The sequence below is a fragment of the Microtetraspora malaysiensis genome (assembly GCF_001528665.1).
GTDB classification, from domain to species: domain Bacteria; phylum Actinomycetota; class Actinomycetes; order Streptosporangiales; family Streptosporangiaceae; genus Microtetraspora_A; species Microtetraspora_A malaysiensis.
Genome location: NZ_BBYJ01000009.1, coordinates 184,376 through 209,478 on the forward strand (window position 1 = coordinate 184,376; position 25,103 = coordinate 209,478).

20 protein-coding genes are annotated in these 25,103 nt (G+C 69.9%); 12 read left to right on the plus strand and 8 right to left on the minus strand.

Annotated features, from left to right (window positions below; genetic code table 11):
• The first annotated feature begins 94 nt into the window (after positions 1-94).
• From AWQ71_RS13000 to AWQ71_RS13010, 3 genes are read left to right on the plus strand one after another with little or no spacing between them, the layout of a single operon-like run.
• A complete protein-coding gene (locus AWQ71_RS13000) occupies positions 95-1,705 on the plus strand; it encodes a peptide ABC transporter substrate-binding protein (RefSeq protein ID WP_067132041.1) in 1,611 nt (536 codons plus the stop codon).
• The gene (locus AWQ71_RS13005; RefSeq protein ID WP_067132044.1) at positions 1,702-2,625 is read left to right on the plus strand and encodes an ABC transporter permease; all 924 of its coding nucleotides are present in this window, start codon (positions 1,702-1,704) and stop codon (positions 2,623-2,625) included. Before AWQ71_RS13000 ends, AWQ71_RS13005 begins: the two co-directional genes overlap by 4 nt.
• Positions 2,618-3,592 (plus strand): ABC transporter permease, encoded by a 975-nt coding sequence (locus AWQ71_RS13010; protein WP_245658251.1) that lies wholly within the window; start codon positions 2,618-2,620, stop codon positions 3,590-3,592. The genes AWQ71_RS13005 and AWQ71_RS13010 overlap by 8 nt, the downstream gene beginning before the upstream one ends.
• Positions 3,593-3,683: 91 nt before the next feature.
• Here the strand turns inward: AWQ71_RS13010 and AWQ71_RS13015 are convergent, their stop codons facing one another.
• A complete protein-coding gene (locus tag AWQ71_RS13015; protein ID WP_067132047.1) occupies positions 3,684-3,878 on the minus strand; it encodes a hypothetical protein in 195 nt (64 codons plus the stop codon).
• A 60-nt stretch (positions 3,879-3,938) separates the two neighbouring features.
• Positions 3,939-4,112, minus strand: a complete 174-nt coding sequence (locus AWQ71_RS43245; protein ID WP_218001762.1) for a hypothetical protein — start codon at positions 4,110-4,112, stop codon at positions 3,939-3,941.
• A 916-nt stretch (positions 4,113-5,028) separates the two neighbouring features.
• Between AWQ71_RS43245 and fxsT the strand changes: the two genes are divergently transcribed.
• Entirely contained in the window at positions 5,029-7,278 is a 2,250-nt protein-coding gene (fxsT, locus tag AWQ71_RS13020) for an FxSxx-COOH system tetratricopeptide repeat protein (RefSeq protein ID WP_067132050.1), read from the plus strand.
• Between the two features lie 106 nt (positions 7,279-7,384).
• On the opposite strand, the gene AWQ71_RS13025 is transcribed toward fxsT, so the two are convergent.
• Genes AWQ71_RS13025 through AWQ71_RS13035 form a run of 3 tightly spaced genes read right to left on the minus strand, consistent with a single transcriptional unit; the run spans position 7,385 to position 11,747 of the window.
• Positions 7,385-8,692 (minus strand): M20/M25/M40 family metallo-hydrolase, encoded by a 1,308-nt coding sequence (locus AWQ71_RS13025; protein ID WP_067132054.1) that lies wholly within the window; start codon positions 8,690-8,692, stop codon positions 7,385-7,387.
• Entirely contained in the window at positions 8,689-10,560 is a 1,872-nt protein-coding gene (locus AWQ71_RS13030; protein WP_245658252.1) for a prolyl oligopeptidase family serine peptidase, read from the minus strand. Before AWQ71_RS13030 ends, AWQ71_RS13025 begins: the two co-directional genes overlap by 4 nt.
• The gene (locus AWQ71_RS13035) at positions 10,557-11,747 is read right to left on the minus strand and encodes a C39 family peptidase (protein ID WP_245658253.1); all 1,191 of its coding nucleotides are present in this window, start codon (positions 11,745-11,747) and stop codon (positions 10,557-10,559) included. Before AWQ71_RS13035 ends, AWQ71_RS13030 begins: the two co-directional genes overlap by 4 nt.
• 238 nt (positions 11,748-11,985) lie before the next feature.
• Between AWQ71_RS13035 and AWQ71_RS13040 the strand changes: the two genes are divergently transcribed.
• Positions 11,986-12,324 carry a hypothetical protein gene (locus AWQ71_RS13040; protein WP_067132060.1) on the plus strand — a complete coding sequence of 113 codons (339 nt, stop codon included), beginning with the start codon at positions 11,986-11,988 and terminating at the stop codon, positions 12,322-12,324.
• Positions 12,325-12,419: 95 nt separating this feature from the next.
• Here the strand turns inward: AWQ71_RS13040 and AWQ71_RS13045 are convergent, their stop codons facing one another.
• Positions 12,420-13,586 carry a DUF5925 domain-containing protein gene (locus AWQ71_RS13045; RefSeq protein ID WP_067132062.1) on the minus strand — a complete coding sequence of 389 codons (1,167 nt, stop codon included), beginning with the start codon at positions 13,584-13,586 and terminating at the stop codon, positions 12,420-12,422.
• A 161-nt stretch (positions 13,587-13,747) separates the two neighbouring features.
• Entirely contained in the window at positions 13,748-14,170 is a 423-nt protein-coding gene (locus AWQ71_RS13050) for a VOC family protein (RefSeq protein ID WP_067132065.1), read from the minus strand.
• Positions 14,171-14,498: 328 nt separating this feature from the next.
• Between AWQ71_RS13050 and sigJ the strand changes: the two genes are divergently transcribed.
• On the plus strand, positions 14,499-15,434 hold the full coding sequence (sigJ, locus tag AWQ71_RS13055) for an RNA polymerase sigma factor SigJ (RefSeq protein WP_067132068.1): 936 nt from the start codon (positions 14,499-14,501) through the stop codon (positions 15,432-15,434).
• Between the two features lie 85 nt (positions 15,435-15,519).
• A complete protein-coding gene (locus AWQ71_RS13060; protein ID WP_067132071.1) occupies positions 15,520-16,065 on the plus strand; it encodes a YceI family protein in 546 nt (181 codons plus the stop codon).
• Positions 16,066-16,098: 33 nt separating this feature from the next.
• On the opposite strand, the gene AWQ71_RS43005 is transcribed toward AWQ71_RS13060, so the two are convergent.
• The gene (locus AWQ71_RS43005; RefSeq protein WP_067132074.1) at positions 16,099-16,887 is read right to left on the minus strand and encodes a hypothetical protein; all 789 of its coding nucleotides are present in this window, start codon (positions 16,885-16,887) and stop codon (positions 16,099-16,101) included.
• Positions 16,888-17,229: 342 nt separating this feature from the next.
• On the opposite strand from AWQ71_RS43005, the gene AWQ71_RS13070 reads away from it, so the two are divergent.
• The 5 genes from AWQ71_RS13070 to AWQ71_RS13090 all read left to right on the plus strand — a co-directional run bounded on the left by AWQ71_RS13070 (position 17,230) and on the right by AWQ71_RS13090 (position 25,093).
• Positions 17,230-18,027, plus strand: a complete 798-nt coding sequence (locus tag AWQ71_RS13070; protein WP_067132077.1) for a peptidoglycan recognition protein family protein — start codon at positions 17,230-17,232, stop codon at positions 18,025-18,027.
• 75 nt (positions 18,028-18,102) lie between these two features.
• The gene (locus AWQ71_RS13075; RefSeq protein ID WP_067132080.1) at positions 18,103-19,929 is read left to right on the plus strand and encodes a methylmalonyl-CoA mutase family protein; all 1,827 of its coding nucleotides are present in this window, start codon (positions 18,103-18,105) and stop codon (positions 19,927-19,929) included.
• Positions 19,926-22,043 (plus strand): methylmalonyl-CoA mutase, encoded by a 2,118-nt coding sequence (gene scpA / locus AWQ71_RS13080; RefSeq protein WP_067132083.1) that lies wholly within the window; start codon positions 19,926-19,928, stop codon positions 22,041-22,043. The genes AWQ71_RS13075 and scpA overlap by 4 nt, the downstream gene beginning before the upstream one ends.
• 2 nt (positions 22,044-22,045) lie before the next feature.
• Complete coding sequence (meaB, locus tag AWQ71_RS13085) at positions 22,046-23,011, plus strand: methylmalonyl Co-A mutase-associated GTPase MeaB (RefSeq protein ID WP_067132086.1); 966 nt, start codon at positions 22,046-22,048, stop codon at positions 23,009-23,011.
• 132 nt (positions 23,012-23,143) lie between these two features.
• Complete coding sequence (locus AWQ71_RS13090) at positions 23,144-25,093, plus strand: CehA/McbA family metallohydrolase (protein ID WP_067132089.1); 1,950 nt, start codon at positions 23,144-23,146, stop codon at positions 25,091-25,093.
• The last annotated feature ends 10 nt before the right edge of the window (positions 25,094-25,103 follow it).

The following is a 25,103-nucleotide window of genomic DNA, read 5'->3' on the forward strand; positions in this document are numbered from 1 at the left end:
CCGAGATCCTTTTGGCAAGGAATACGTAAACCATCCGATGTAAGCACTTGAACCGCTCTTTACCCTCACCGCAACAGTAGAGGCGGAGGATCACGTGACGCTCAGCAGAAGACGAACCGCCGCCCTCGCGGTGGCGGCGGTCATCCTCGGCGGGGTCAGCGGATGCGGCGGCTCCGGCGGAGGGCAGGACAAGCAGGGCGGGGACGCGCAGGGACCGAGCGTGTTCTCGGTCGCGCTCACCGAGCCCGACCACCTGACGCCGGGCAACACGTCGAGCAGCTATTCCATTGCGGTGCTCGACGCCATCTTCGACACCCCGGTATATATCGACGCCGACGGCAAGCCGCAGATGCGTGCCGCCGAGTCGGTGACCAGTGATGACCAGAAGGTCTGGACCATCAAGATCAAGCAGGGCCAGAAGTTCAGCAACGGCGAGCCGGTCACCGCCGAGAGCTTCGCGGACGCGTGGAACGCGACCGCCTACGGCCCGAACGGCTGGACCAACAACTACTACTTCGAGAACGTCGAGGGCTACGACGCGCTGAACCCGGAGAAGGGTGAGCCGACCACGGACAAGATGTCCGGGCTGAAGGTCGTCGACCCGAACACTCTCGAGGTCACGCTCACCGGCCCGTTCAGCCAGTTCCCGATCACGCTGGCCTACGTCGCGTTCGTGCCGATGCCGAAGGCCGCGTTCAACGACCTCAAGGCGTACGACCAGGCGCCGATCGGCAACGGCCCGTTCATGCTCGACGGGGCCTGGGAGCACAACCAGAAGATCGCGGTCAAGAAGTCGGCCGAATACGCGGGCGACCGTAAGGCCCAGTCGGACGGCGTCGAGTTCAAGATCTACGCCAGCCGGGACACCGCGTACACCGACCTGCGGGCCGGCAAGGTGGACCTGCTGACGACGATCCCCCCGGCCAGCGCGCCGGAGGCGCAGAGGCTGCTCGGCGACCGCTACGTGGCGACGGCCGGCGGCACGATGGACTACCTCGGCTTCCCGATGTTCGACAAGCGGTTCGCCAACGCCGACCTGCACAAGGCGATCTCGATGGCGATCGACCGGCAGGCGATCGTCGAGGCCGTCTACAACGGCACCTTCAAGCCGATGGCGTCGCTGGTCGCTCCGCTCGTGCCCGGCTACCGGGAGAACGCCTGCGGCGAGACCTGCACGTACGACCCGGCGAAGGCCAAGCAGCTCTTCGACCAGGCCGGCGGGTTCAGCGGCACGCTCAACCTGTACTTCTCCAACGCCGACCCCAGCTACGAGCAGTGGATGACCGCGGTCGCCAACCAGCTCAAGCAGAACCTCGGCATCCAGGACATCAAGTTCCGCAAGATCCCGGCATCCGACTACCTGACGACCCTGCGGGAGCACAAGGAAGACGGGCCGTACCGGCAGAACTGGGTCATGGACTACCCGAGCCCGCAGAACTACCTCGAGTTCATGTGGGGCAACAACAACAAGATGGGCTGGGAGAACAAGGAGTTCAACGACCTCATCAAGCAGGCGAACGAGGCGCCGAGCATCGAGGCGAGCCTCCCGCTCTACCAGAAGGCCGAGGACATCGCGCTCGCCGAGATGCCGCTGATCCCGCTGTGGAACTGGCAGGACCAGTCGGGCTACTCCAGCCGGCTCGGTGACGTCCAGCTCACGCCGTACAGCAACAACCTCCAGACGATCACGGTCAAGAACAAGTGAGATACGCCGTCCAGCGCCTGATCCAGGCCATCCCGGTCTTCGTGATCACCACCTTCCTCATCTACACGATGGTGTTCGCGCTGCCAGGAGACCCGATACTCGCGCTGGCCGGCGACAAGCCGGTGCCCGAGCAGGTGCTCAACGTCATGCGCGAGCACTACCACCTGAACGACCCGCTGCTCGTGCAGTACGGCTACTACATGCTCGGGGTGTTCCAGGGGAATCTCGGCGAGACCTTCACCGGGCAATCGGTGAGTGAGCTGCTCGGGGACCGGTGGGCGGTGACCGCGCAGCTCGCGGTCACCGCCTGGATCTTCGAACTGGTCGTGGGCATCGGCCTCGGCATCGTCGCGGGCCTGCGGCGCGGCGGCATCGCCGACACGGCCGTCCTCGCCGGAACCACGTTCATCATCGCGGTCCCGGTCTTCGTGTTCGGGTACACCGCGCAGATCCTGCTCGGCCTCAACCTCGGGCTGTTCCCGACGGCGGGCACCGACGAGGGGTGGCCGGGCAGCTACCTGCTGCCCGGCATGGTCCTCGGCTCGTTCGGGCTCGCCTACGTCGCCCGGCTCACCCGGACCTCGCTGGTGGAGAACCTGCGCGCCGACTATGTCCGCACGGCCACGGCCAAGGGCCTGCGGCGGCACCGGATCGTCGGGCTGCACGCCCTGCGCAACTCGCTGATCCCGGTGGTCACCTACCTCGGCATCGACTTCGGCAACCTGATGGCCGGCGCGGTGGTCACCGAGGGCATCTTCAACCTGCCCGGCATCGGCCAGCAGGTGTTCCAGTCCATCCAGCTCCAGGAGGGGCCCGTCGTCGTCGGCGTCGTCACCCTCCTCGTCATGATCTTCATCGTCGCCAACCTGGTCGTGGACCTCCTCTACGGTGTGCTCGACCCGAGGATCCGCCGTGCCTGACCTGCATCCCGGGCAGCCGAAAGGCCGCCCGAAGCCCGTCCTCCCGGCGGAGTCGCCGGACACCGGGACCTCTTCCGGCTCGGCCGTTCTCGCGGACGCCGTACCCGAGACCGGTCCTTCCGGGCGGTCGTTGTGGCACGACGCCTGGCTGGAACTGCGCGGGCGGGTCGTCTTCTGGTTCTCGGCGGCCGTCCTCGCGCTGGCCGGGGTGATGGCCGCCTTCCCGGACGTGTTCGCCGCGATGGGCCCGAACGAGAACTGCAACCTCCGGATGTCCAAGAAGGGACCCGGCAGCGGCGCGGTCTTCGGCTACGACCTGCAGGGCTGCGACTACTGGTCGCAGATCGTCCACGGCACGCGGGCGTCCATCGTGATCGGCGTCGCCGTGACCGCGTTCGCGCTGATCATCGCGATCCTCCTCGGGCTGGTCGGCGGCTACTACGGAGGCCTGCTCGACGCGCTGATCGCCCGGATCACCGACGTCTTCTTCGGCATCCCGTTCGTCCTCGGCGCGACCGTCGTCCTGGTGGCCTTCCCCGGCCACGGGATGTGGGCCATGACGCTGGTCCTCGTCCTGCTCGGCTGGACGACGATGACCCGCCTGATGCGCGGCCAGGTGATCGCGGTGAAGGACACGGACTTCGTGGCCGCCGCCCGCATGCTCGGCGCCGGTGACCGGCGGATCATGTTCCGGCACATCCTCCCGAACTCCATCGCGCCGGTGTTCGTCGTCGCCATGCTGAACGTCGGCAACGTGATCGCCGGTGAGGCGACGCTCGACTACCTCGGTGTCGGCCTGCAGTACCCCGACGTGTCGTGGGGCCTGCAGCTCAACGTCGCCCAGACGTTCTTCGCCGACCATCCGCACCTGCTGGTCTTCCCGGCGCTGTTCCTGACCGCCACCGTGCTGAGCTTCCTGATGCTCGGCGACGTCGTACGAGACGCCCTCGACCCCAAGTTGCGATAGCTGATTTCTTGACAAGGAGTGGGGCCACGGGCGTCGGTTCCGGCGTGGCTCGGCCCACGTCGGAACCCTGGACGGGCCGCCCTGCTGCGGCTCACCTGTTCCGGATCGGCTGCGGCTCCAGATCCCGGTTGATTCGCCGCCACGCCTGCAGCGCCACGATGTTGGGGTGGCTCTCTCCAAGCACCGCGGCTATGGAGGCCAGGGTGGGCTCGCGTATCTGGCCCGACTGGGCGGTCCTGCCCATCGCGGCGAGTGCGATCGACGGATTCGCCTGGCCGGCGAGCATGTCCGGTTGCTCGACCCCCAGGGTGTCGCGCAGCTCCGCCAGCGCCCGCCGCTCCAGCGACTAGTCGCGGTTCTGCTGACCCGCCGAGATGAAGTCCAGCGTCCCGCGGCCGGGGAACTCCCGCTCCAGCGACACGGCGTGCGGCGTCACCCTGGCGTAGTCCAGATGCCAATCGGCGGCCCGCTGCTGGTCGCGCACCGCCGCCCACATGTAGTTGCTAATGATGTCGATCACGCTGGGCGTCGCGCTGATAGCGCTGCCGTCGAGAAAGGGAGGGAAGAAACGCCGTGTTCGCAAGGGCCATGGTCCGCCCCGTCCCGCCATGTAGGACCTGTAGGAGTAGAACGTGACGATCCGGCCCTCGTCCTGCTGGATGTCGGTCGTCTGGGCTCCTCCGATTCCAAAAGACGAGCTTTCTTGGTCGCGGCCACCTCAGAAGGTGCGGCGGTCGGCACCCGTCGTCGCTCCAGGGGTCCACCAACGCCTTCCTCGGGGGCCGGGCTCCTCTCGGTCATCAAGGCTTCCCGGGGTCTTGGGCCCTATGGGGCGGGGCGCGAGTGGGCGTGGCTCAGGAAGGAACAGTGCCGAGAACGCCAGGAGCAGGTGAGGGAATATCCACCTCCTTTTTCTCCCGCATTCGCCAGTCAATTCATCCTAAGTTAAAGCGGCCCTTGGGATCATCTTGTCTCTGAGTTTCTGGATTTGAGCGGAGTATCAGGCCGCAGAGTTACATCCCTGCCTTCTTGGGAAGTAGAGGCGCGCACACCTGACTCGGTGGCCTAAAATGTCATATTTCGGTCTTGTCAAAATTAGCTGCGATGAGGCCCGTATTGTCGAGGTGGGGTGGCGTCTCCAGGTGCGCGTCGCTCCGCTCGTCTCGCCGTCGAAAACAGCGACACGGCGAGGGGCGCTGGTTGGATTGCGTGTTCGTGTGCGGCGCGGAGGCCCATCGCGACCGATCTTCTTCAAGTCTTGATCTGTCAAGGCCGGATCGATTCGTCAACCCCGTGGGGGGGATGGGAAGTCCGCAACGTATCGCATGTGCCAACCTTGGGTGATAAGTATGGAAGACAGTCGTCGTGGGTTACGCTCGAGGTAGGTCGCCTTGGCTCGTCGCACCTCATGGATCCTTGTCACCTCCGTTATCGCTGTGGTGCTTCTGCCTGCCGTGACGAACATTGCGACCAATGCCCTTCCGGACGCATGGCAATCGAAATTGTGGCTGGCTTGGCCCCTGTCGCTGCTGCTGGCGATCCCGGTTCTCGTGGTTGAATTTCGGGCACGGCGAAACTCTTCCCACGAAGGGTCGATTCTGAAGGCTGCCGCCCTGCGTGACGCCGATTCGCGCATCTGGAACATTCCGCCCCTTGTCATCGGGTTCAGTAACAGAAAATCAGAATTCCGGGCCATCGGCTCGTTCTTGATGCGCGCCTCGGGGCGGCCCCTCCTGTTGTGCGGGATGGGGGGAATAGGAAAGACTCAACTGGCCCTGGCCTACGCGGCCCGACAGCGGGACCAGTTGAGCATCGGCTGGTGGGTCCAGGCATCCAGTCGCGCCTCCGTCGTGTTTTCGCTTGCGAAGCTGGGACGCGAGATGGGAATCTCGGCGCCCAATGCTCGGGCGCTGGCGGAAGAGGTGGTGCAACAGCTGAGCGAGCGTGCCGGGTGGCTGCTCATTTTTGACGATGCGAAGAGAGTCGATGATTTGGTCGGACTGGTCCCGGTAACCGCCGGAGGGCAGGTTCTGATCACGTCCAGGAATCCGCGATTCGATCGTCTCGCGGAGCCGATGCTGCTGCAGGTATTTCCGGCGGAGGAGGCCGCGAGATTCTTGCGGCAGCGAGTCGGTGATACGGACCAGGCGCCCTCATCCGCGTTGGCGGAGAAGCTCGGAGGACTTCCCCTTGCCTTGGAGCAGGCGGCCGCCTACTGCCGAGACTCCGGTATAGGGCTATCGGATTACCTGAAGCGCTTCGAAGTCAGTTGCTCGCGGCTGCTGCGTCAAGGGACGGGATCCGGCCGGATCGGCCTGGAAGCGACGCTGGATTTGTCTCTTGCCCGCGTGGCGCAGGTAGAACGCGCCGCCGCGCAACTATTGCGTGTGCTGGCGTTCATGGCACCCACAGACATACCGCGCGACCTGTTCTCATCTGGAGCGAAGTTTCTGCCACGGGCTCTCGCTCGTTCGGCAGGGGACGTCCTCAGCATGGATCGGACGGTAGGAGCGCTCATTCAGACGTCGCTTCTCACGTCGGCCACGGCTGACCACGTGCGCGTTCACCCGTTGATCTCCGCCATGTTGCGCGACACGATGCGGCCGCGTACGGGATCCCGTCCATGGTCGCGTACCAGACGTATTCTCACCTTCATTCGCCGGCCTGGGAGGAGTCCTTCGGACTGGTGGCCGGCCTCTCGGTGGATCCGCGCGACGCTCCTGTCGCTCGGGCAAGGCATGGCCACCGATGATTGGAACCCGGAGAGCTGGAATCGTGCGTCCACCCTGCTCCCTCACGTGGACGCTCTCTGGTCGTTCGCTGAAGATTATCGAGTCTCCTTCAACACTAAAGAGACTGCGCTGGTTGCGCGGCTGTTCGCCGAGCTCGGCGTAAGAATGTATCGAAGGGGAGACTACAAGATCGCGGAGGAGTTGTGTCGCAGGGCCTTGGACATCGCGCGAGCAAAACTGCCGGAAGATGACCTCGGCGTACTCTACTGGCTGAACTATCTGGCGCAGGTGAAGCATCGAAAAGGCGAGGTCGATGAGGCCGTCAGGATATTTGAAAAGGTTCTCGGAGTGTACGAGGAAAAGCTTGGCAGGGAGCATTCCGACACTCTGATGATTATGAACAATCTTGGCGGGGCTCTCGCGGAGAGGGAAGATCAACTGGTTCGCGCCCGGAGCCTCTACGAATATTTGATAGCGGTGCGAACGCGGACGGTGGGCGAACGTGCCCCCGAAACGATGATAGCGGTGAACAACCTGGGAAAGGTCTATCGCCGTCTCGGTGACCTGGATGCGGCATACGAAATATCGAGTCGAGCACTGCGCATCGGTGTCGAGGTCGAAGGAGAGGAGGATCCGGGCACCTTGCTACGGATGAACAACCTGGCGGAGGTTCTTCGGGTTCAGGGGAACATCGAAGAATCTCGTCAATTGCATGAAAAGGCGCTGGGACTGCGGCGCAAGGTACTGGGAGGAAAGCATCCGGATGTTGTCGTCTCCATGAACAATCTGGCCCGGGTCGCGCGCCTCCAAGGTGACCGCGAGTTCGCGCTTGAGCTGTACAAGGAGTCCCTTGCCCTGGCCGAGCGGGTAGCCGGGGATCAGCATCCATTGGTGGCCGTGGCTCGAAGGGGAATCCAGGAGAGCGCCGCGGCCGGACAGGAAAGCAGCGAGTGACAAGGGCTCTTCGATTGGAAGGCCTCGAGATGCCACGAAGCTGTTCGCGTGGAGCAGGCCACTTCCGCGGAGGAATGTTTCACCCCCGCGGAGCGCTCGTATTCGATCAGCGCTCGGTGGTCGCCGGGGGCTCCGTCTCCGCGAGCAGCAGCCGGTCAAGGACGCGGACGCCGAACTCCAGCCCCTCCACCGGGACCCGCTCGTCAACCCCGTGGAACATGCCGAAGTAGTTCAGGTCAGGGGGAAGGAGCAGCGGCGCGAAGCCGTACCCGCGGATCCCGAGCTGGGCGAACGCCTTCGCGTCCGTGCCGCCGGTCATCACGTACGGCACCGGGTGGCCGGTCGGGTCCTCGGCCAGCAGGGCGCCGCGGAGCTGGTCGAACAGGCCCTCGGCCGGCGCGGAGACCGCCTCGCCCATGCTGACGAACTCGCGGGTGACCTTCGGGCCGAGCAGCCGGTCGATGGTCTCCAGGAACTCGTCGCGGTACCCGGGGAGGAAGCGCCCGTCCACGTGGGCCTGCGCCGTGCCCGGGATGACGTTGACCTTGTACCCCGCGTCGAGCATGGTCGGGTTGGCCGAGTTGCGCAGCACGCCCTTGAACAGCATGGACGCCTGCGGCAGCCGCTCGATCTCCTCGTCCAGCCGGTCGAGGTCGATCGTCGTGCCGAGCGCGCGGGAGAGCCCCTCGACGAGCGCCGCCACCGCGGGCGTGACCCGTACAGGCCAGCGGTGGTCGGCGATCCGCACCAGCGCCCGGGACAGCTCCACGACCGGGTTGTCGGCCGCGGGCTTGGACCCGTGCCCGGCGACACCCTTGGCGGTGAGGCGCATCCAGGCGGTGCCGCGCTCGCCCACCGCCACCGGGTAGATCCGGGTGTCGCCCTCGTGCCAGCTGAAGCCGCCCGACTCGCTGATCGCCTCCGTGCAGCCGGCGAACCAGTCCCGGTGGTTGTCCACGACGTAGCCCGCGCCGTACTCGCCGGTGGCCTCCTCGTCGGCGACGAACGCGAGCACGATGTCGCGCCGGGGCCGCACCCCGCGCCGGGCCCACTCGCGCACCGCGGTGAGGGTCATGGACAGGGTGCCCTTCATGTCGACCGCGCCGCGGCCGTGGACGCACCCGTCCTCCACCTCGCCCGAGAACGGGTGCAGCCGCCACTCCGACGGGTCGGCCGGGACGACGTCGAGATGGCCGTGGATCAGCAGGGCGTCCGGATCGGTGCCGTCGCCGGGGATGCGGGCCAGCACGTTGGTGCGTTGCGGCGCGGACTCCACCACGGTCGGCTCGATGCCGACCTCGTCCAGCAGGCCCGCGACGTATTCGGCGGCCTTGCGCTCGCCGGAGCCGGGGTTGGTGGTGTCGATCCTGATCAGGGTGGAGCAGATGTCGGCGACCTCGGTCGTCACGGTCATGCGGAGTCTCCTGGAGTGAACGTCACGGATGGGCCCCGCAGCACGAGCGGCGGGACCTCGGGCGTCGGGAAGCCGAAGATCAGGCCGTAGAAGGCGAGCTCGGCTTCCAGAACCGCGACGATCGTCTCCTCGCGTCGCCATCCGTGTTGTTCCCCCGGGAAGGCGAGGTACGCCCAGGTCCCGCCGTGCCGCTCCAGTTCGGCGGCGAACCGCTCCGCCTGGGACGGATCGACGATGGCGTCCTCCAGGCCGTGCATGAGCAGCGCCGGGCCGGACGCCCGCTCGGCGTGCAGGGCGGGGGAGCGGTCGAGGTAGCGCTGCCGGGTCTCGGGAAGGGGGCCGATCAGCCCGTCGAGGTAGCGCGACTCGAAGTCGTGCGTCTCCGCCGCCCAGCTCTCCGGGTCGCCGATCGCGTAGTGGGCGGCCGCCCCGCAGAAGACGTCGCTGTGGACCAGCGCCGCGAGCGAGGTCCAGCCGCCCGCGCTGCCGCCCCTGATCGCGACCTTGCCCGCCGTGCCGTCGGCCAGCAGCCGGCGCGCCACGGTCTCGCTGTCCTGGACGTCCACGACGCCCCAGTTGTGCCGCAGCCGTTCGCGGTAGGCCCGGCCGTACCCGGTGGAGCCGCCGTAGTTGACCTCGGCCACGCCGATGCCCCGGCTGGTGAAGTAGGCGACCTCCAGGTCCAGGATCGGCGCGGCGGCGCTCGTCGGCCCGCCGTGCACGAACACCACGTACGGCGGCGCCCCCTCCGCCGACGGCGGGCGCAGCGGCGCGTACAGGTGGGCGTGGACGCCGTCGATCATGACCGGCTCGGGCGTCGGCAGCAGCTCGGCCGGGGGGAGTCGCTTGGGCGGGGACAGCGTCTCCCGCTTCCCGGTGGCCAGTTCGATCCGCACCACCTCGTACGGCCGGTACGGCGAGGCGGCGACGCCGACGACGTGGGTGGCGTCGGCGGCCAGGGTCGGCGACCAGTAGGTGGCGTCGCCGCCGATCTCCCGCGGCGGGGCGCCGCTCTCGTCGATCACGCCCAGCCGCCGCAGGTCGGCGGTGCCGTACATGGTGACGATGGAGTCGCCGGAGACCGCGAAGAACGTCTGGCCGAGCTTCCACACGGCGTCGCCGAACTCCATGGGCAGCGGCGTGAGGTTCCGTGCGGTCGCCGGGTCGCCGTCGAGCGGGACGAGGTGGATGTTCCACCAGCCGGTCGTGTCGGTGACGGCGTACAGGCTGCCGGCGTCCCGCCACTCGGCCTGGGCGACCGCGCCGCCCGCGACCACCCGGTACGGCTCCGCCCCGTCGAGCGGAGCGACGCACAGCTCGGTGGCGTCCCACGGCATGTCCGGATGGTTCCAGCCGATCCAGGCGATGTGCCGGCCGTCCGGGGAGACGCGCGGGTTCATCACGAAGTGGTGGGCCTCGACGAGGACGCGCAGGGGGCCGCCGTCGAGGGGCACCGCCACGATCGCCCGCTCGCGGCCGATCTCCCGTACGCACAGCACCTCGTCGCCGTGGATCACGAGGTCGCCATACCGCGCCGGGCCCTCGGGGGTGAGCGGGACGGGTTCGCCGCCGGGAGCGCAGCGGTAGAGCCGCTGGTCGGCCCAGTTCGTGAACACCAGCGCCCCCTGGTGGGACCGCCAGGACCGCCCGCCGTACTCGATCACCCGGTTGCGGGCGTTCCATCCCGGCGGGAGCACGTCCTCCACGCTCCCGTCGGCGCGGCGGCGCACGACACAGCGGCGCCCGCCCTCCTGCGGGCGCGGCTCGTCCCACCAGACCTCATCGCCGCAGATCTCCACCCACAGCGGTCGATCGTCCACCCGCGCCACGTCGACGGCGCTGATGCTCACCGGTTCGGTTCGGCTCACCAGTTTCCTTCGGAGAGAGGGAGTGGGACGTCCGGCGGGTGGACCACATGCACGATCCCCCCGCTGCTGGAGCCGCGCAGCCAGACGTTCTCGAACGCCTCGCGCGGATAGACCCGGCGTACGGCCTCGTCCGAGGGCGCCGCCGGATCGTTGGCTATCACGTCGCCCGTCGGCGTGACGCCGACGACGACCATGATGTGGCCGCTGGTCGAGTACCCGGAACCGGGCAGCTCGTGCTCCTTGAACGACTGTGACGTGATCACGGGGATGCCCGCGCGGACGAACAGCTCCAGCTCTGACACCGAGCGTAGCCGCGTCACGAAGCCCTCGAGACCGTAGCGGCCCGCGTAGGCCACCCCGAAGGGCCAGTTGCCCGTGCCCTGGTAGCTGTGGTCGTACATGTCGCGCGCGGCGTGGTCCACGGACGGGCACGGGTCGTCGGAGGAGACCCAGGCGAGCTCGTCCGGCGCGGGGCCGCGCTCCCAGTAGCCGAGCACCATGGTGAAGGAGGCGGGGCTGCACCACGACTCGCCGCCGCCGTCCCACTCCGGGTGGTGCCCCGGGTGCGTCATCTGCGAGTGGCGCGGCACGTTCAGCTCGACGCTCGCCGTCCTCGGCGGGGAGACCGTGTCCGGGTGCGCCCCGTTCGCCGGAGCCGGGGCCGGGCCGCGGCCCGCGCTCGCCGGGCCTCCGCGCGGCACCGCCGAGGCCATCACGTTGACCGACCGCACCCGGCCGCCCGCGCCGTAGAGGGTGACGCGGACCTGGTACGCGACGACCGGCCGGGCCGCGACGAACGTGTCCACCGCGACGTCCCCGTCCTGGTCGCCCTGCCCGGGGAGCGAGGTGCGGTGGATGTCGGCGTCGCCCTCGGCCCAGCGGCCCATGCAGTACCACTTGGTGTGGGCGCCGGTCGCGGTGCGCGCCCGGAGCTCCACCTGCAGCCAGGAGCCGGGCGGGGTGTTCGCCGTCCAGGACGGCACCAGCTGGGTCGCCGGGAAGCCGATCTCCCGCTCCTCGGAGGTCCACCGGATGTACGGCCAGCTCGTGCCGCCGTCGGCGTCGTCGTTGGGGATCCCGGAGGGGCCGAACACATCAAGGTAGGAGGCCACGCCGCTCTCCTGGCCCTCGAAGGACCACCGATGGAGGACGACGCTGCTCACGTGTGCCGGAGACGGGGTGACCACCTTGCCGATTGTGGTTTCCGACCGTAAGCGGCACATCGGATGGTTTACGTATTGGTTTACCAGTACGTAACAGCGGCTCTGCGGTGCGGCACGACACCGAGCGGCGAAAACCGGCGAACATCACAAAAACGGGGCGTAGTACCCTCATCACTGTACGTCGAGGGCCTTTCACAGGCGGACGCGTATGGCACCGCTCATGCGGACACCTGAGGTGAGGCCGTCAACGGGGGGTGTCTGCATGGAAACGTTGCGACTCGTCCTGGTCTTTCTCCACTTCGTCGGTTTCTCCGCCCTCCTCGGGGGCTTCCTCCGTGAGATGCGGCTCCGGACGATGCTTGTCGGGGCCCCCGTCGTGATCGCCGCCGTCGCCCAGTTCGTCACGGGCGCCCTGCTCATCTGGATCCGTACGACGATGGACATGTCCGTCTCCGGCCCGAAGATGGCCGTCAAAGCGGGCCTCGCCCTGGCCATCGTCCTGGTGGCGGTCGCGGGCACACGCGTCAGGCCACCGTGGGCGTTCTACGGCGTCGGCGCCCTGGCCGCCCTCGCCACCGCGGTCGCCGTCTTCTGGAACTGACCCACCGGGCGCTCCGCCTCCGCCCCGGGCCCCCGAGCCCGCGAGCCCGCGCCGCGGGTGGCGGCGGGGGCTCCGGGGCCCGGATTCGGCCGCCCTCAGAGATACAGGCCGGTCGAGGCGGTCGTCTCGGGCGCGGTGAGCCCGTGCCCCTCGCGCAGCGCGAACAGCTCCGCGAGCGTGGCGCCGTCGGGGCCGACGCCCGCGGCCCCGCCGTTCGGCGCGGCCGAGCCGCGGGAGCGGTCCGCCGACGTGTTGAGCCAGGCCACGGCCTCGTCCGGGGCCAGCCGTCCGATCTCGATCTGGGCCAGGCAGCGGCCGGGCCGCACCACGGCGGGGTGAAGCTGGTTGAGGTCCTCGTTCGTGGTGATCGCGACGAGGACGTCCCGCCCCTGCCCCAGCAGGCCGTCGGTGAGGTTCAGCAGCCGGGACAGCCCCTGGCCGGTGGACTGCTTCGCCTCCGCGCGGATCAACTCGTCGCAGTCCTCCAGGACGAGCATCCGCCAGCGGGGCTCCTCGTCGTCGTCGGGGCAGTCGAAGCCGACCGCCACATCCATGAGGTATCCCGGGCTGTTGAACAGCCGCTCCGGGTCGAGGACGCAGTCCACCTGGCACCAGCTCGCCCACTCGCGGGCGAGTGTGCGCAGCAGGGTGGTCTTGCCGGTGCCCGGCGGGCCGTGCAGCAGGAGCAGCCGGCCGTTCACGTCCGGCGGCCGGATCGCCATGAGCCGGTCGAGCCGGTCCTTGGCCGCGCGCGGATAGTTGTGCCTGATCCCGTCCCAGGGAGCGGTGGTGATCGGCTTGGCGGAGCGGCGCATGCCGTGATCGGACAGCCACACGAAGCCCATCGCGACGTGGTCCTCGTCCTTGGCGACCTCCTCCTCCGCGCCCTTGGTCGCCTCGTCGAGGACCGAGCGGGCCAGCTCCTCGCTCGTGGCCGTCACAGTGAAGGTGGCCGACCTGCTGATGTAGCGGACCACGCGCAGGGTCCACCCCTCGCCGGAGATCAGGCGTGACTCATGGCCGTCGCTGTCCTGGGCGACCCGGAGCACCCGCCCGCCCTGGGGGACCGTCGGGGGCTCCAGCCGGACCCGGTCCACGGTGGTGCTGCGCGACCACGGCTGCGTCCCCGTGGCGAACGGCGACAGGGCGAGCGCGTCGATCACGTCGGCGGGGCTGTCGCCGTCGTCGAGCCACACGTTCATCGGAAGTGGCTCGCGGGGTTCTGGTCGGGAGGGGAAGTCGACCTCCTTCACGATGGACATGCCTGCCATGATTCCGGTGCCATGTCGGCGTGTCGACGGATTTAGCACTGTCCGTCAATGAAATGCGCGTTTCCCGTACGGCAGGCCCACGACTTCGCTCCGATTCGTCGTCAATCGCGTTCGGAGGGTGAGCGAGAGGCGGCGGGACGACGGGTGCCGCGTCAGGCGGACGGGATCCGCTGGAGGAACTCCAGCCGGTTGCCGACGGCGTCGTGGGCGTAGAAACGCCGGTGGCCGGGGAAGTCGCCGTCCCAGGTCACCTCGACGCCGTGCCGCTCCAGCCGGGCGGCCAGGCCGTCCAGGTCGGCGACGAGGATGCCGGGGTGAGCCTTGCGGGCCGGGCGGAAGCCCTGCTCGACACCCAGATGGATCTCCAGGGAGTCGGCCCGCACCCACAGGCCGCCACGCGCGGCGAGCGCCGGCGGCTTGGGGATCTCGATCATGCCGAGGATCCCGACGTAGAAGGCGCGGCAGGCCTCCTCGTCTCCCTGCCCGATCGCGAGCTGGACATGGTGCAGGCCGTAGCCGAGACCCGACACGTGGTCCGGGCCGTACCCCCTGCTGGAGATCGTCTCTTCGGGCATCGCTTCTCCTTCTCCTCGTCGCCGGAGGGCCGGTCTTGACGCGCTCGGACGGGCGCGGGCCCGGCCCGGCCCGGGGCGAATGATCCCGGGCCGGGCCGGGGTTCGTCCACCGAAATGCGGGCCAATGCTCCGGCCTCCATACGCCGTGCGCAACCCCGGGAAGCTGTCGCGTATGGAGCGGGAGACCGCCCTGTTCCGCTGAGCGCGCGGAGCCTGGCCGGCCGTCGCCGGCGTGAACCGCCGCTCGCCGGCCTCACATTCCGAGGTGGTGTCTCGTCCTACTTGGTGAGAGCGGATGTGACAAGGAAAAAGGAAAGCCGGGGACATCATGACCACTTCGTCCGAGCCGGGAGACAGCCGGCTCGATCCGGGCCTGAACGCGATCATGAGCGAGCGGCGCCAGCTGATCAATCTCGCGTACCGGCTCCTCGGCTCCCTGGCCGACGCCGAGGACGTCGTCCAGGAGACCTACGCCCGCTGGTACGCCATGTCCCGGGAGCGGCAGGAGGCCATCGAATCCCCCGGCGCCTGGTTGACGAAGGTCGCCGGCCGCATCTGCCTCGACGTGCTCGGCTCGGCCCGGGCCCGGCGCGAACGCTACGTGGGCGAATGGATCCCGGAGCCGCTGCCCGACCGTACGGAGTGGATCAGCGGGCGGCCGGACGGCGCCACGGCCGACCCGGCCGACCGGATCACGCTCGACGAGTCGGTCAACATGGCCTTCCTCGTCGTGCTCGAATCGATGACCCCGGCCGAACGCGTCGCGTTCATCCTGCACGACGTCTTCCGCTACCCCTTCGCCGAAGTGGCCGAGATCGTCGGCCGTACTCCGGCGGCCTGCCGCCAGCTGGCCTCCTCGGCCCGCCGTCGCGTCCGCGAGTCGCAGCCTCCCGCGACCCCGGCGGCCCGGCGCGCCGGCATCGTCAGGGACTTCAAGGAGGCATGGGAGGCCAAGGACATCGAGGCCCTCATCGGCCTCCTCGCCCCCGACGCCACGGGGGTCGGCGACGGCGGCGGCCTCGTCGCCGCCGTGCTCCGCCCGGTCGAGGGCGACGAGCAGATCGCGCGCGCCCTGGTCGACATCGCCGGCAAAGCACCCGGCCTGGCGATTCTGGAGCGCACGGTCAACGGCCAGCCCGGTCTGGTGGCCCAGCAGGACGGCGTCACCGTGGTGGTGATGGCGTTCGACATCGCCGGCGACCGGATCAAGCACATCTGGGCGGTACGCAACCCCGAGAAGCTCCGGCCGTGGACGACGTGCTGACGCGTGCTGCTCACGCGCGCGAACCGTGACCGGCCCGGACCTGAACGATCACCCACCTGTTCTCCCCCTTCAGGAGCGACCACGCATGTCGACCATGACCACACTCACCGAGCTGACCGGCGACTACGTCCTCGACACCGCCCGTACGCGGATCGGCTTCGTCGCGCGGCACACGATGGCCACCCGGGTGCGCGGCCGGTTCGAGGAGTTCGAGGGCGGCGCGCACCTGGACGGCGACGACCCGTCGAAGTCCAGCGCCCGGCTCACCATCCAGGCCGAAAGCATCCAGACCCACAACCGGCAGCGCGACGACCAGCTGCGCGGCACGTTCCTGGACGTGGCCGCCCACCCGGCTCTCACCTTCATCTCCACCACGGTGCGGCCGGCCGGGACAACCAGCTTCACGGTCACCGGTGACCTGACCATGCGCGGCGTGACCAGGCCGGTGACCGTGGACTTCGAGCTGACCGGCGCCGAGAACGACTCGCGGGGCGATCTCCGGATCCGCCTCACGGGCAGCACCACGATCAACCGCAACGACTGGGGCGTGAACTGGAACGCCGCGACCACGATCATGGTCGGCCCGAAGGTGACGCTGGAGTTCGACGTCACCGTGGTCCGGCGGTCCTGACACGTTCCCGCCCCGGAGGCCGCGAGCGGCTCGTCAGGCGACGATCGCGATGACCGCGGAGGCGTAGCCGACGGCCTCGAGCGCCGACTTCACCGTGCCGTCGAGGTTGAGCTTGACGCTGTTCTTGCAGCTCACCTGGTAGCTCGACGACGCGCGCCAGGCCGTGGGAAGGGAGGAGATGGTGCCCGACTTGCTCCAGTTGTGGTCACGGGAGCCGGAGTCGAACGTTCCGTGGAGCCGTCCGAAGGTCTCGAACACGAAGGCGGAGCCCGACGACATACGGACGACGCAGACGCCGGTGTAGTTGTAGCTGGTGCCGCCGGAGTCGTGCATGTGCCCGGACCACTGGTACGTCCCGTTGTCGTACACGGTCAGCGACGTCCAGCCGCCCACCGGGACCCCTCCGCTGAAGGTGACCTTGCGGTTGACGGCGATCGGCGAGGGCAGCTTGGACGACGAGGCGAGGCGGCCGGCCGCGGCGGCGTTGTCGGCCCGCACCTGGGTGCGTACGGCGGGGGTGACGCAGACGTCGTCGCCGGAGAACGCCTCGCGCCAGACGTAGCCGGCGACGCAGGTGTGCGGGCCGTACGCGCCGTTGGTCCAGCGGGAGGCCTTGACGGCGTTGTCCTGGGCGGTCTGCGTGCGTACGGCGGGGGTGACGCAGACGTGGTCGGAGGGGCGGGCCTCGCGCCAGACGTAGCCCTGGGCGCAGGTGTCGGAACCGTAGTCGGCGGCCGACGCGGGCGCGGCGGCGACGACGGCGGGCAGGACGCCGAGGCCGGTGATCGCGGCGGTGGCGAGACCAAGTGCGGTGCGCTTCATGGTGATCTCCTGAGAGCGGGTGCTTCCCGGCGTGACCCCTTGCCTTCCGGGCTCGTGTACCGAGTGAAAGCCCGCCCGGTTACAGGTCCCTTGAGCGCGGCATGCGCGCCGCCTTGTAAGGACTCTGCAAGGCGCGCTGCCTCCGGGTCTCGGGGCCGGCGGTCGCGTGACCTGGTGTACCAGCAAAAATTGCGGATAAGGGTGCTATTTAATTGGTAATGCGGTTAGGGTCGTTTTGCTGGATTCCCTGGTCGAGCGCGTGGATGAACCGCCGATTCCGGACCTTCCATGCCGGGGCGTCCGGCGGCCCCCCGTCCGCCTTGCCCATTCGGGAGTACGTCCGTGGCCATCGATCTCGTCTCTCGCGCCGCGTGGGGCGCTCGCGCGCCCAGGGGTTCCTACTCGCGGCTGACCTCCACCAGGGGAGTGAAGGTCCACTACACCGGAGGGAGGGTCGATCCCGCCATCGTGACCGACCACGCCAAGTGCGTGGCCATGGTGAAGTCCATCCAGGACTTCCACATGGACGGCAACGGATGGATGGACATCGGCTACTCCATGATTGCTTGCCCGCACCAGAAGGTGTTCGTCGGGCGGGGGCCGCACAACCTGCCCGCGGCCAACGGGGCCGGCCTCAACTCCGGGCACTACGCCGTGCTCGGCCTGGTCGGGAACTCCGGCCTGGTCACACCACCCGACGGGCTCCTGAACGCGATCCTCGACGCGATCGAGTACCTCCGTGCCAAGGGCGGCGCGGGCAACGAGATCAAGGGGCACCGCGACGGCTACCCCACCGACTGCCCCGGCGACGCCCTCTACGCCTGGGTGCGCGAGGGCGCGCCACGCCCGGGAGGCGGGGGGCAGCAGCCTGACCCCGGATCCACCCCGCAGTGGCCCGGACGGCTGCTGAAATATCCGCCCATCATGCGAGGTGAGGACGTCCGCGCCTGGCAGCGGCAGATGGCCGGCCTCGGATACGTGATCGAGGTCGACGGCGCCTACGGTCCCAAGTCCACGGCCGTGTGCGTCACCTTCCAGAAGGGGCGGCACCTCGACCCCGACGGCATCGTCGGTCCGCTGACCTGGAACGCCGCCTTCGACCCGGCGGGGCACTCCGAGTCCGCCGCGCCCGGAGCCTGACCGGCCCGCCCCCACCTTCTCGTAGACCGGGACCCGGATATATGTTCTGGGGACGATGCGCCTAGCATCCCTCGCATGACGGTGCCGCCTCTTGAATTCGCCGCAGGATTCCCGCCCGGCACGCGGGAGCAGTGGCGCACGCTCGCGCTCGGAGTCCTCAGGAAGTCCGGCGTCCTCCCCGAGGACGCCGTCCCCGCCGCCGCGGAGGAGGCGCTGTCCTCCACGACGTACGACGGCGTGACGATCGCCCCCCTCCACGACGCCTCGGACCTGCCCGGCGCCCCGCGCGTCGTACGGCCCGCCCGTCCCTGGGACGTACGGCAGCGCCACGCGCACCCGGACCCGGCGGTCACCAGGGAGGCGGTCCTGGCCGACCTGGAGAACGGCGTCACCTCCATCTGGCTGGACCTGACCTCCATCGGCCCCGAAGCGCTGCCGCGGGTGCTCGACGGGGTCTACCTCGACCTCGCCCCGGTGGTTCTGGAGGCGGGCGACCGGGCGCATGAGGCGGCGCCCGCGTTCCTCGACCTGCTCGCCGAGCGCGGCGTGACCCCTCCCGGCGGCAACCTCGGCCTCGACCCGCTCGGCGCCCGCGCCCGGGCGAGCGCCGCGCCCGGATTCGACCTCGGACGCGAGGACGCCTTCCCCCGCGCGACCGATGCGGCCAGTGATCTTCTGCGGCGTTGCGCGCGCGACTTCCCGGCGTTGCGGACGTTCGTCGTCGACGCCCTGCCGTACCACGACGCGGGCGCGGGCGACGCCGAGGAGCTGGGCTGCTCGATCGCCACGGGCGTCGCCTACCTGCGGACGATGACCGCCGCGGGGCTCTCCGCCGTGCAGGCGCTCGGGCAGCTCGAGTTCCGCTACGCGGCCACCGCCGACCAGTTCCTCACGATCGCCAAGCTCCGCGCCGCGCGGCGGCTGTGGGCCCGGGTGGCGGAGGTCGTCGGCGGCCCCGGCGAGCAGCTCCAGCACGCGGTGACCTCCTCGGCGATGATGACCGAGAGGGACCCGTGGGTGAACATGCTCCGCACCACGCTGGCCTGCTTCGGGGCGGGGGTCGGCGGCGCGGACGCGGTGACCGTGCAGCCGTTCGACGCCGTCCTCGGCCTGCCGGACGCGTTCGCCCGGCGCATCGCCCGCAACACGCAGTCGCTTCTCCTTGAGGAGGCGGGCGTGGCGCGCGTCCTCGACCCGGCGGGCGGCTCCTGGTACGTGGAGCGGCTCACCGCCGACCTGGCCGAGAGCGCCTGGGCGTGGTTCCAGGAGATCGAGCGCGCGGGCGGGATGGCCGTCGCTCTCGAGCGGCTCGTCCCTGAGCGGCTGGCCGCCACCCGCGCCAGGCGCGCGGACTGCGTCGCCCACCGCCGCGACCCGATCACCGGGGTCAGCGAGTTCCCCAACCTGACGGAGCGGCTGCCGGAGCGCGAGCCGGGCCACGGCCTCGCCGGCGCCCCCTCCGGCGCGGGGCTGCCCCGCGTCCGGTACGCCGAGGAGTTCGAGGCGCTGCGCGACCTCGCCGACGCCCAGGACGAGCGGCCCACCGTGTTCCTCGCCACGATCGGGCCGGTCGCCGTGCACACGGCGCGCGCGTCGTTCGCGGCCAACCTCTTCGCGGCCGGCGGCGTCGCCACCGTGACCAGCGGGCCGGGCACCGACGCCGCCGCCATCGCCGCCGCGTTCCGCGACGCCGGCACGCCGGTCGCCTGCCTGTGCTCCAGCGACCGCATGTACGGCGAGCACGCCGAGGCGGTGGCGGCGGCGCTCCGCGAGGCGGGGGCTCGGCGCGTGTGGCTGGCCGGGAAGGGCGAGTATGAGGGAGTGGACGACCGTGTGTACGCCGGCTGTGACGCGCTCGGCGTGCTCCGCACGACCTTCGACGATCTGGGAGTGACCCGATGACCATCCCTGACTTCTCGGGAATCGACCTGGGCTCCGGGGCGGGGACCGTGCCGGACGTCGACGGCGTGGTCTGGGAGACGCCGGAGGGCATCGAGGTCAAGCCGTTCTACACGGCCGGGGACCTCAAGGGGATCGACTTCCTGGAGACCTACCCCGGCATGCCGCCGTACCTGCGCGGGCCGTACCCCACCATGTACGTCAACCAGCCGTGGACGATCCGCCAGTACGCCGGCTTCTCCACGGCCGAGGAGTCGAACGCGTTCTACCGGCGCAACCTCGCCGCCGGGCAGAAGGGCCTCTCGGTCGCGTTCGACCTGGCCACGCACCGGGGCTACGACTCCGACCATCCCCGGGTCGCGGGCGACGTCGGCATGGCCGGCGTCGCGATCGACTCGATCTACGACATGCGGCAGCTCTTCGACGGGATCCCCCTCGACCGGATGAGCGTGTCGATGACCATGAACGGCGCGGTCCTGCCGATCCTCGCGCTCTACATCGTGGCGGCCGAGGAGCAGGGGGTGGCCCCGGAGCAGCTCGCCGGGACCATCCAGAACGACATCCTCAAGGAGTTCATGGTCCGGAACACCTACATCTACCCGCCGGGCCCGTCGATGCGGATCATCTCCGACATCTTCGCGTACACTTCGCGGCGGATGCCGAAGTTCAACTCCATCTCGATCTCCGGCTACCACATCCAGGAAGCCGGGGCGACCTGCGACCTGGAGCTGGCCTACACCCTCGCCGACGGCGTCGAATACCTGCGGGCCGGGGTGGCCGCGGGTCTGGACATCGACGCGTTCGCGCCGCGCCTGTCGTTCTTCTGGTGCATCGGCATGAACTTCTTCATGGAGGTCGCCAAGCTCCGCGCGGCCCGGCTGCTCTGGGCCGAGCTGGTCCGCGGCTTCGGGGCGAAGAACCCCAAGTCGCTGTCCCTGCGCACGCACAGCCAGACCTCCGGCTGGTCCCTGACCGCCCAGGACGTGTTCAACAACGTCGTACGGACCTGCGTGGAGGCGATGGCCGCCACCCAGGGGCACACGCAGTCGCTGCACACCAACGCGCTGGACGAGGCGCTCGCCCTGCCGACGGACTTCTCCGCCCGGATCGCCCGCAACACGCAGCTCCTGCTCCAGCAGGAGTCGGGCACCTGCCGGGTGATCGACCCGTGGGGCGGCTCGTACTACGTCGAGCGGCTCACCAACGATCTCGCCGCGCGGGCGTGGGGGCACATCCAGGAGGTCGAGCGGGCCGGAGGCATGGCCCGCGCCATCGACCAGGGGCTGCCCAAGCTCCGCATCGAGGAGGCGGCGGCCCGCACCCAGGCGCGCATCGACTCCGGCCACCAGCCGGTCATCGGGGTCAACAAGTACCGCCCGCAGGCCGACGAGCCGATCGAGGTGCTCAAGGTCGACAACACGGCGGTGCGCGAGCAGCAGCTGGAGAAGCTCCGCAGACTGCGCGAGGAGCGCTCCCAGGCCGACGTGGACGCCGCGCTCGACGCGCTCACCAGGGCGGCGGCCGAGGGCGGGAACCTGCTGGAGCTGGCCGTGGACGCGGCGCGCGCCAAGGCCACCGTAGGTGAGATCTCGGCCGCGCTGGAGAAGGTGTTCGGACGGCACGCCGCGGAGATCCGTACCATCTCCGGCGTGTACCGCGAGGAGGTGGGCCAGGGAGTGGACGAGGTCCGCGCCGCCTGCGCCGAGTTCGAGAAGGCCGAGGGCCGCCGCCCGAGGATCCTGGTCGCCAAGATGGGCCAGGACGGGCACGACCGGGGCCAGAAGGTGATCGCGACCGGCTTCGCCGACCTCGGCTTCGACGTCGACGTCGGCCCGCTGTTCCAGACGCCGGAGGAGGTCGCGCGCCAGGCGGTGGAGGCCGACGTGCACATCGTCGGCGTCTCGTCGCTCGCCGCCGGGCACCTGACCCTCGTCCCGTCGCTGAAGCGGGCGCTGCACGACCTCGGAGCGGACGACGTCATGATCGTGGTCGGCGGTGTGATCCCGCCGGGCGACTTCGACGCGCTCCGCGAGGCCGGAGCGGCGGCGATCTTCCCGCCCGGCACCGTGATCGCGGACGCCGCCCTCGACCTGCTGCGCGCCCTCTCCCGCACGTGACCATGGGGAACGCGCTCAACGACTACGTCACCGGAGTGCTGGCGGGCGACCGGCGGTGGATCGCCCGCTCCATCACGCTGGTGGAGTCCACTCGCGCCGACCACCGCGACCTCGCGCAACGCCTGCTCGCCGAACTGACCCCGCACGCGGGGAAGGCTCGGCGGGTGGGCGTCAGCGGGGTGCCGGGGGCCGGGAAGTCCACGTTCATCGAGGCTCTCGGCACCCACCTCACCGGGCGCGGGCACCGCGTGGCGGTGCTCGCCGTCGACCCGTCGTCGCGGCGCTCGGGGGGCAGCATCCTGGGCGACAAGACACGGATGGCGCGGCTGGCCACCGATCCGAACGCCTTCATCCGGCCGTCCCCCACCGCGGGCACCCTCGGCGGCGTCGCCGCGGCCACCCGGGAGGCGATGGTCGTCGTCGAGGCGGCCGGCTACGACATCGTGCTCGTGGAGACCGTCGGCGTCGGGCAGTCCGAGACCGCCGTCGCCGACATGGTCGACACGTTCCTCCTGCTCACGCTCGCCCGTACGGGCGACCAGCTCCAGGGCATCAAGAAGGGCGTCCTGGAGCTGGCCGACGTGATCGCGGTCAACAAGGCCGACGGCGAGCACGAGGTGGCCGCGCGCCAGGCCGCGCGCGAGCTCGCCGGGGCGCTGCGGTTCCTGCGATCCGGGGAGACGGCCCCGGTCCTGACCTGCAGCGGGCTGACCGGCGCCGGGCTGGAGGAGCTGTGGAAGCACGTCGTACGCCACCAGGAGAGCATCGACCTGGCGGGCAAACGGCGTCGCCAGCAGGTCGAGTGGACGTGGGCGCTGGTGCGTGACCGGCTGCTCGCCCGGCTGCACGAGAAGACCGCCTCGATCGCCCCGGAGATCGAGCGGCAGGTGCTCGACGGGAGCCTCACGCCCGGCCAGGCCGCGGACCGGATCCTCGCCGTATTTTCGGGTCCGGCCGGGGATTTGTGACAAGCGGGACGCATGATTTCCTCCCAGGTGTTATAGACCGCTACCCCCAGGTGAGGAGCGCCGCCGGCGCGCGGATTTCCGCGCAGGTTGTGATGCCACCATGGCCCCGTTGTCGACGAACGGGGAGGCACCATGCATCACGACCCGCTGCTGCCGCCGGCGGTGGCACGCGCGCTCGAGGAGTACGGCGCGCTGCTGGCCGAGCACGGTCTCACCTGGGGTGAACCGCCGCTCGACTACGTCCGGATGATGACCTTCCTTCGGTTTCCGAAGGAGGCCGAGCGGATGTCCGTGGCCCCCGGAGCCGACCTCGACGCCGCCTTCCGGGATGTGCTCGGCGAGACCCTGCCGGACGGGCTCGTCGCCCTCCGGGTCACCCCGCACGGCCACCACTTCGACCCCGGGACGGTTCACGCGGTGGTGGCCGCCCGCCCGGTCGAGGTCACCCTCGTCGTCGACTCCTCGCGCGACGCCGCGACCGCCGTCACCGTGGACGGCAGGCCGCATGAGATCGCGGCCCGCGGCGCGCTGCTGGTGGACGTCCGCAGCGACTCCCACGTGACCGTGGACGGCGTTCCGGTGGACCTGTCCCCGCTCCGCCGCCATGCCGTGCCGTCGCGGCTGCGCCTGCGCGCCGGCTTCCCCTGCCGGTGGAGCGTGACATCGAAGGGCGGCCAGGGCTGGTACCCCGAAGGCGTGCCGCGCCGTCTCGACTACCACGGCCGGCCGTTCTTCCACGGCGACGACCTCGTGCTCGACGTCCCGGCCGAGCCCCTCACCGTCCAGGTCACCCGGGGCATGGAGTACGACTGGGCCGAGACGACCGTCCTGCCCGAGCCGTGGGGGGAGACGCGCGTCGAGCTGACCCCCGAGCGGATCTACGACGCCGCCGCCCGCGGCTGGTACGGCGCCGACCTGCACGTGCACCTCAACTGGGCCGGCGACCTGGTCGCCCCGCCCGCCGCGGCCGCGCTGATGCAGCACGGCGAGGACCTGCACGTGCTCAACCTCGTCGCGGGCAACGTCTCCGGCGAGCGCGTCTACGACCGGGAGGCGCTCCAGCACTGGGCCGGACGCGACCTGCCCTGGTCGGACGCCGGGCACATCGCCCGGATGGGCGTGGAGTACCGCAACGACCTGTTCGGGCACGTGCACGCGTTCGGGGTGACCGCCCCGCCCATGCGGTACCACACCGGCTTCGGCAGCGAGGCCGACTGGCCGCCGAACGGCGCCGCCTGCGGTGAGATGCGGGAGACGGGTGCGGTGCTGGGCTACGCCCACCCCTTTCACCGCTCCATCGCCACGCCGGAGGACATCATCGCCGAAGGCCGCAGGAACTGTTCGGCCAGGGCGGTCGTGGTCGACGCCGCGCTCGGCCTGGTGGACGGCATGGAGCTGCTGCACTTCTCCGACATCGAGGGCACGGTCGAGGTCTACCGGCGGCTGATCGGTGCGGGCAACCGGCTCACCGCGCTGGCCGGCACCGACTCCATGCTCTCGTTCACCCGGCAGGAGACCGTGTCCAGCCCGCCCGGCTGGGAGCGCGTCTACGCCCGGCTCGATGGCCCGCTCACCGCGGAGGCGTACGCCACGGCGGTGCGGCGCGGCCGTACCTTCGCGACCACCGGGCCGTGGCTGGAGCTGTCGGTGGACGGCCACCAGATCGGCGACATCCTGAATCTGTCCCCGGGGGACCGGGTGACGGTGCGGGCCGGGGCGATCGGACCCGAGGTGGAGCGGGTCGAGATCCGCACCGCGGACGGCGTGCTCGCCGAAGGCGGCGGAGGCGAGCTGACCGCCGTGCTCACCGTGACCGAGCCGACGTACCTCGTCGCGGTCGCCTCCGGCGGCGGCCACCGCCGCTCCCTGCACCGGCAGGTGTACGCGCACACCAGCCCGATCTATCTGGACGTGGGCGGACGGCACGTCGCCAGGGGCGAGGACGTCCGCTGGTGCCTGCGCTGGCTGGTCCTGCTGGAGGAACTGGTGCGCGGGCAGGCCCGGCTGGAGGGCGAGGGGCAGCTCCGCGACCACCTTGACCTCATCGAGAAGGCACGCGCGGTCTACCGGGCCCGCCTCTGACCGCCCTCGC

Bases quoted from the DNA above. Each gene is read 5' to 3' on its own strand.
- scpA (WP_067132083.1), top strand. From the start codon at position 19,926: ATGACCATCCCTGACTTCTCGGGAATCGACCTGGGCTCCGGGGCGGGG.
- AWQ71_RS13060 (WP_067132071.1), top strand. From the start codon at position 15,520: ATGTCGACCATGACCACACTCACCGAGCTGACCGGCGACTACGTCCTC.
- AWQ71_RS13040 (WP_067132060.1), top strand. From the start codon at position 11,986: ATGGAAACGTTGCGACTCGTCCTGGTCTTTCTCCACTTCGTCGGTTTC.
- AWQ71_RS43005 (WP_067132074.1), bottom strand. From the start codon at position 16,887: ATGAAGCGCACCGCACTTGGTCTCGCCACCGCCGCGATCACCGGCCTC.
- AWQ71_RS13050 (WP_067132065.1), bottom strand. From the start codon at position 14,170: ATGCCCGAAGAGACGATCTCCAGCAGGGGGTACGGCCCGGACCACGTG.
- AWQ71_RS13075 (WP_067132080.1), top strand. From the start codon at position 18,103: ATGACGGTGCCGCCTCTTGAATTCGCCGCAGGATTCCCGCCCGGCACG.
- AWQ71_RS13090 (WP_067132089.1), top strand. From the start codon at position 23,144: ATGCATCACGACCCGCTGCTGCCGCCGGCGGTGGCACGCGCGCTCGAG.
- sigJ (WP_067132068.1), top strand. From the start codon at position 14,499: ATGACCACTTCGTCCGAGCCGGGAGACAGCCGGCTCGATCCGGGCCTG.
- meaB (WP_067132086.1), top strand. From the start codon at position 22,046: ATGGGGAACGCGCTCAACGACTACGTCACCGGAGTGCTGGCGGGCGAC.
- AWQ71_RS13045 (WP_067132062.1), bottom strand. From the start codon at position 13,586: ATGTCCATCGTGAAGGAGGTCGACTTCCCCTCCCGACCAGAACCCCGC.
- AWQ71_RS13025 (WP_067132054.1), bottom strand. From the start codon at position 8,692: ATGACCGTGACGACCGAGGTCGCCGACATCTGCTCCACCCTGATCAGG.
- AWQ71_RS13015 (WP_067132047.1), bottom strand. From the start codon at position 3,878: ATGCTCGCCGGCCAGGCGAATCCGTCGATCGCACTCGCCGCGATGGGC.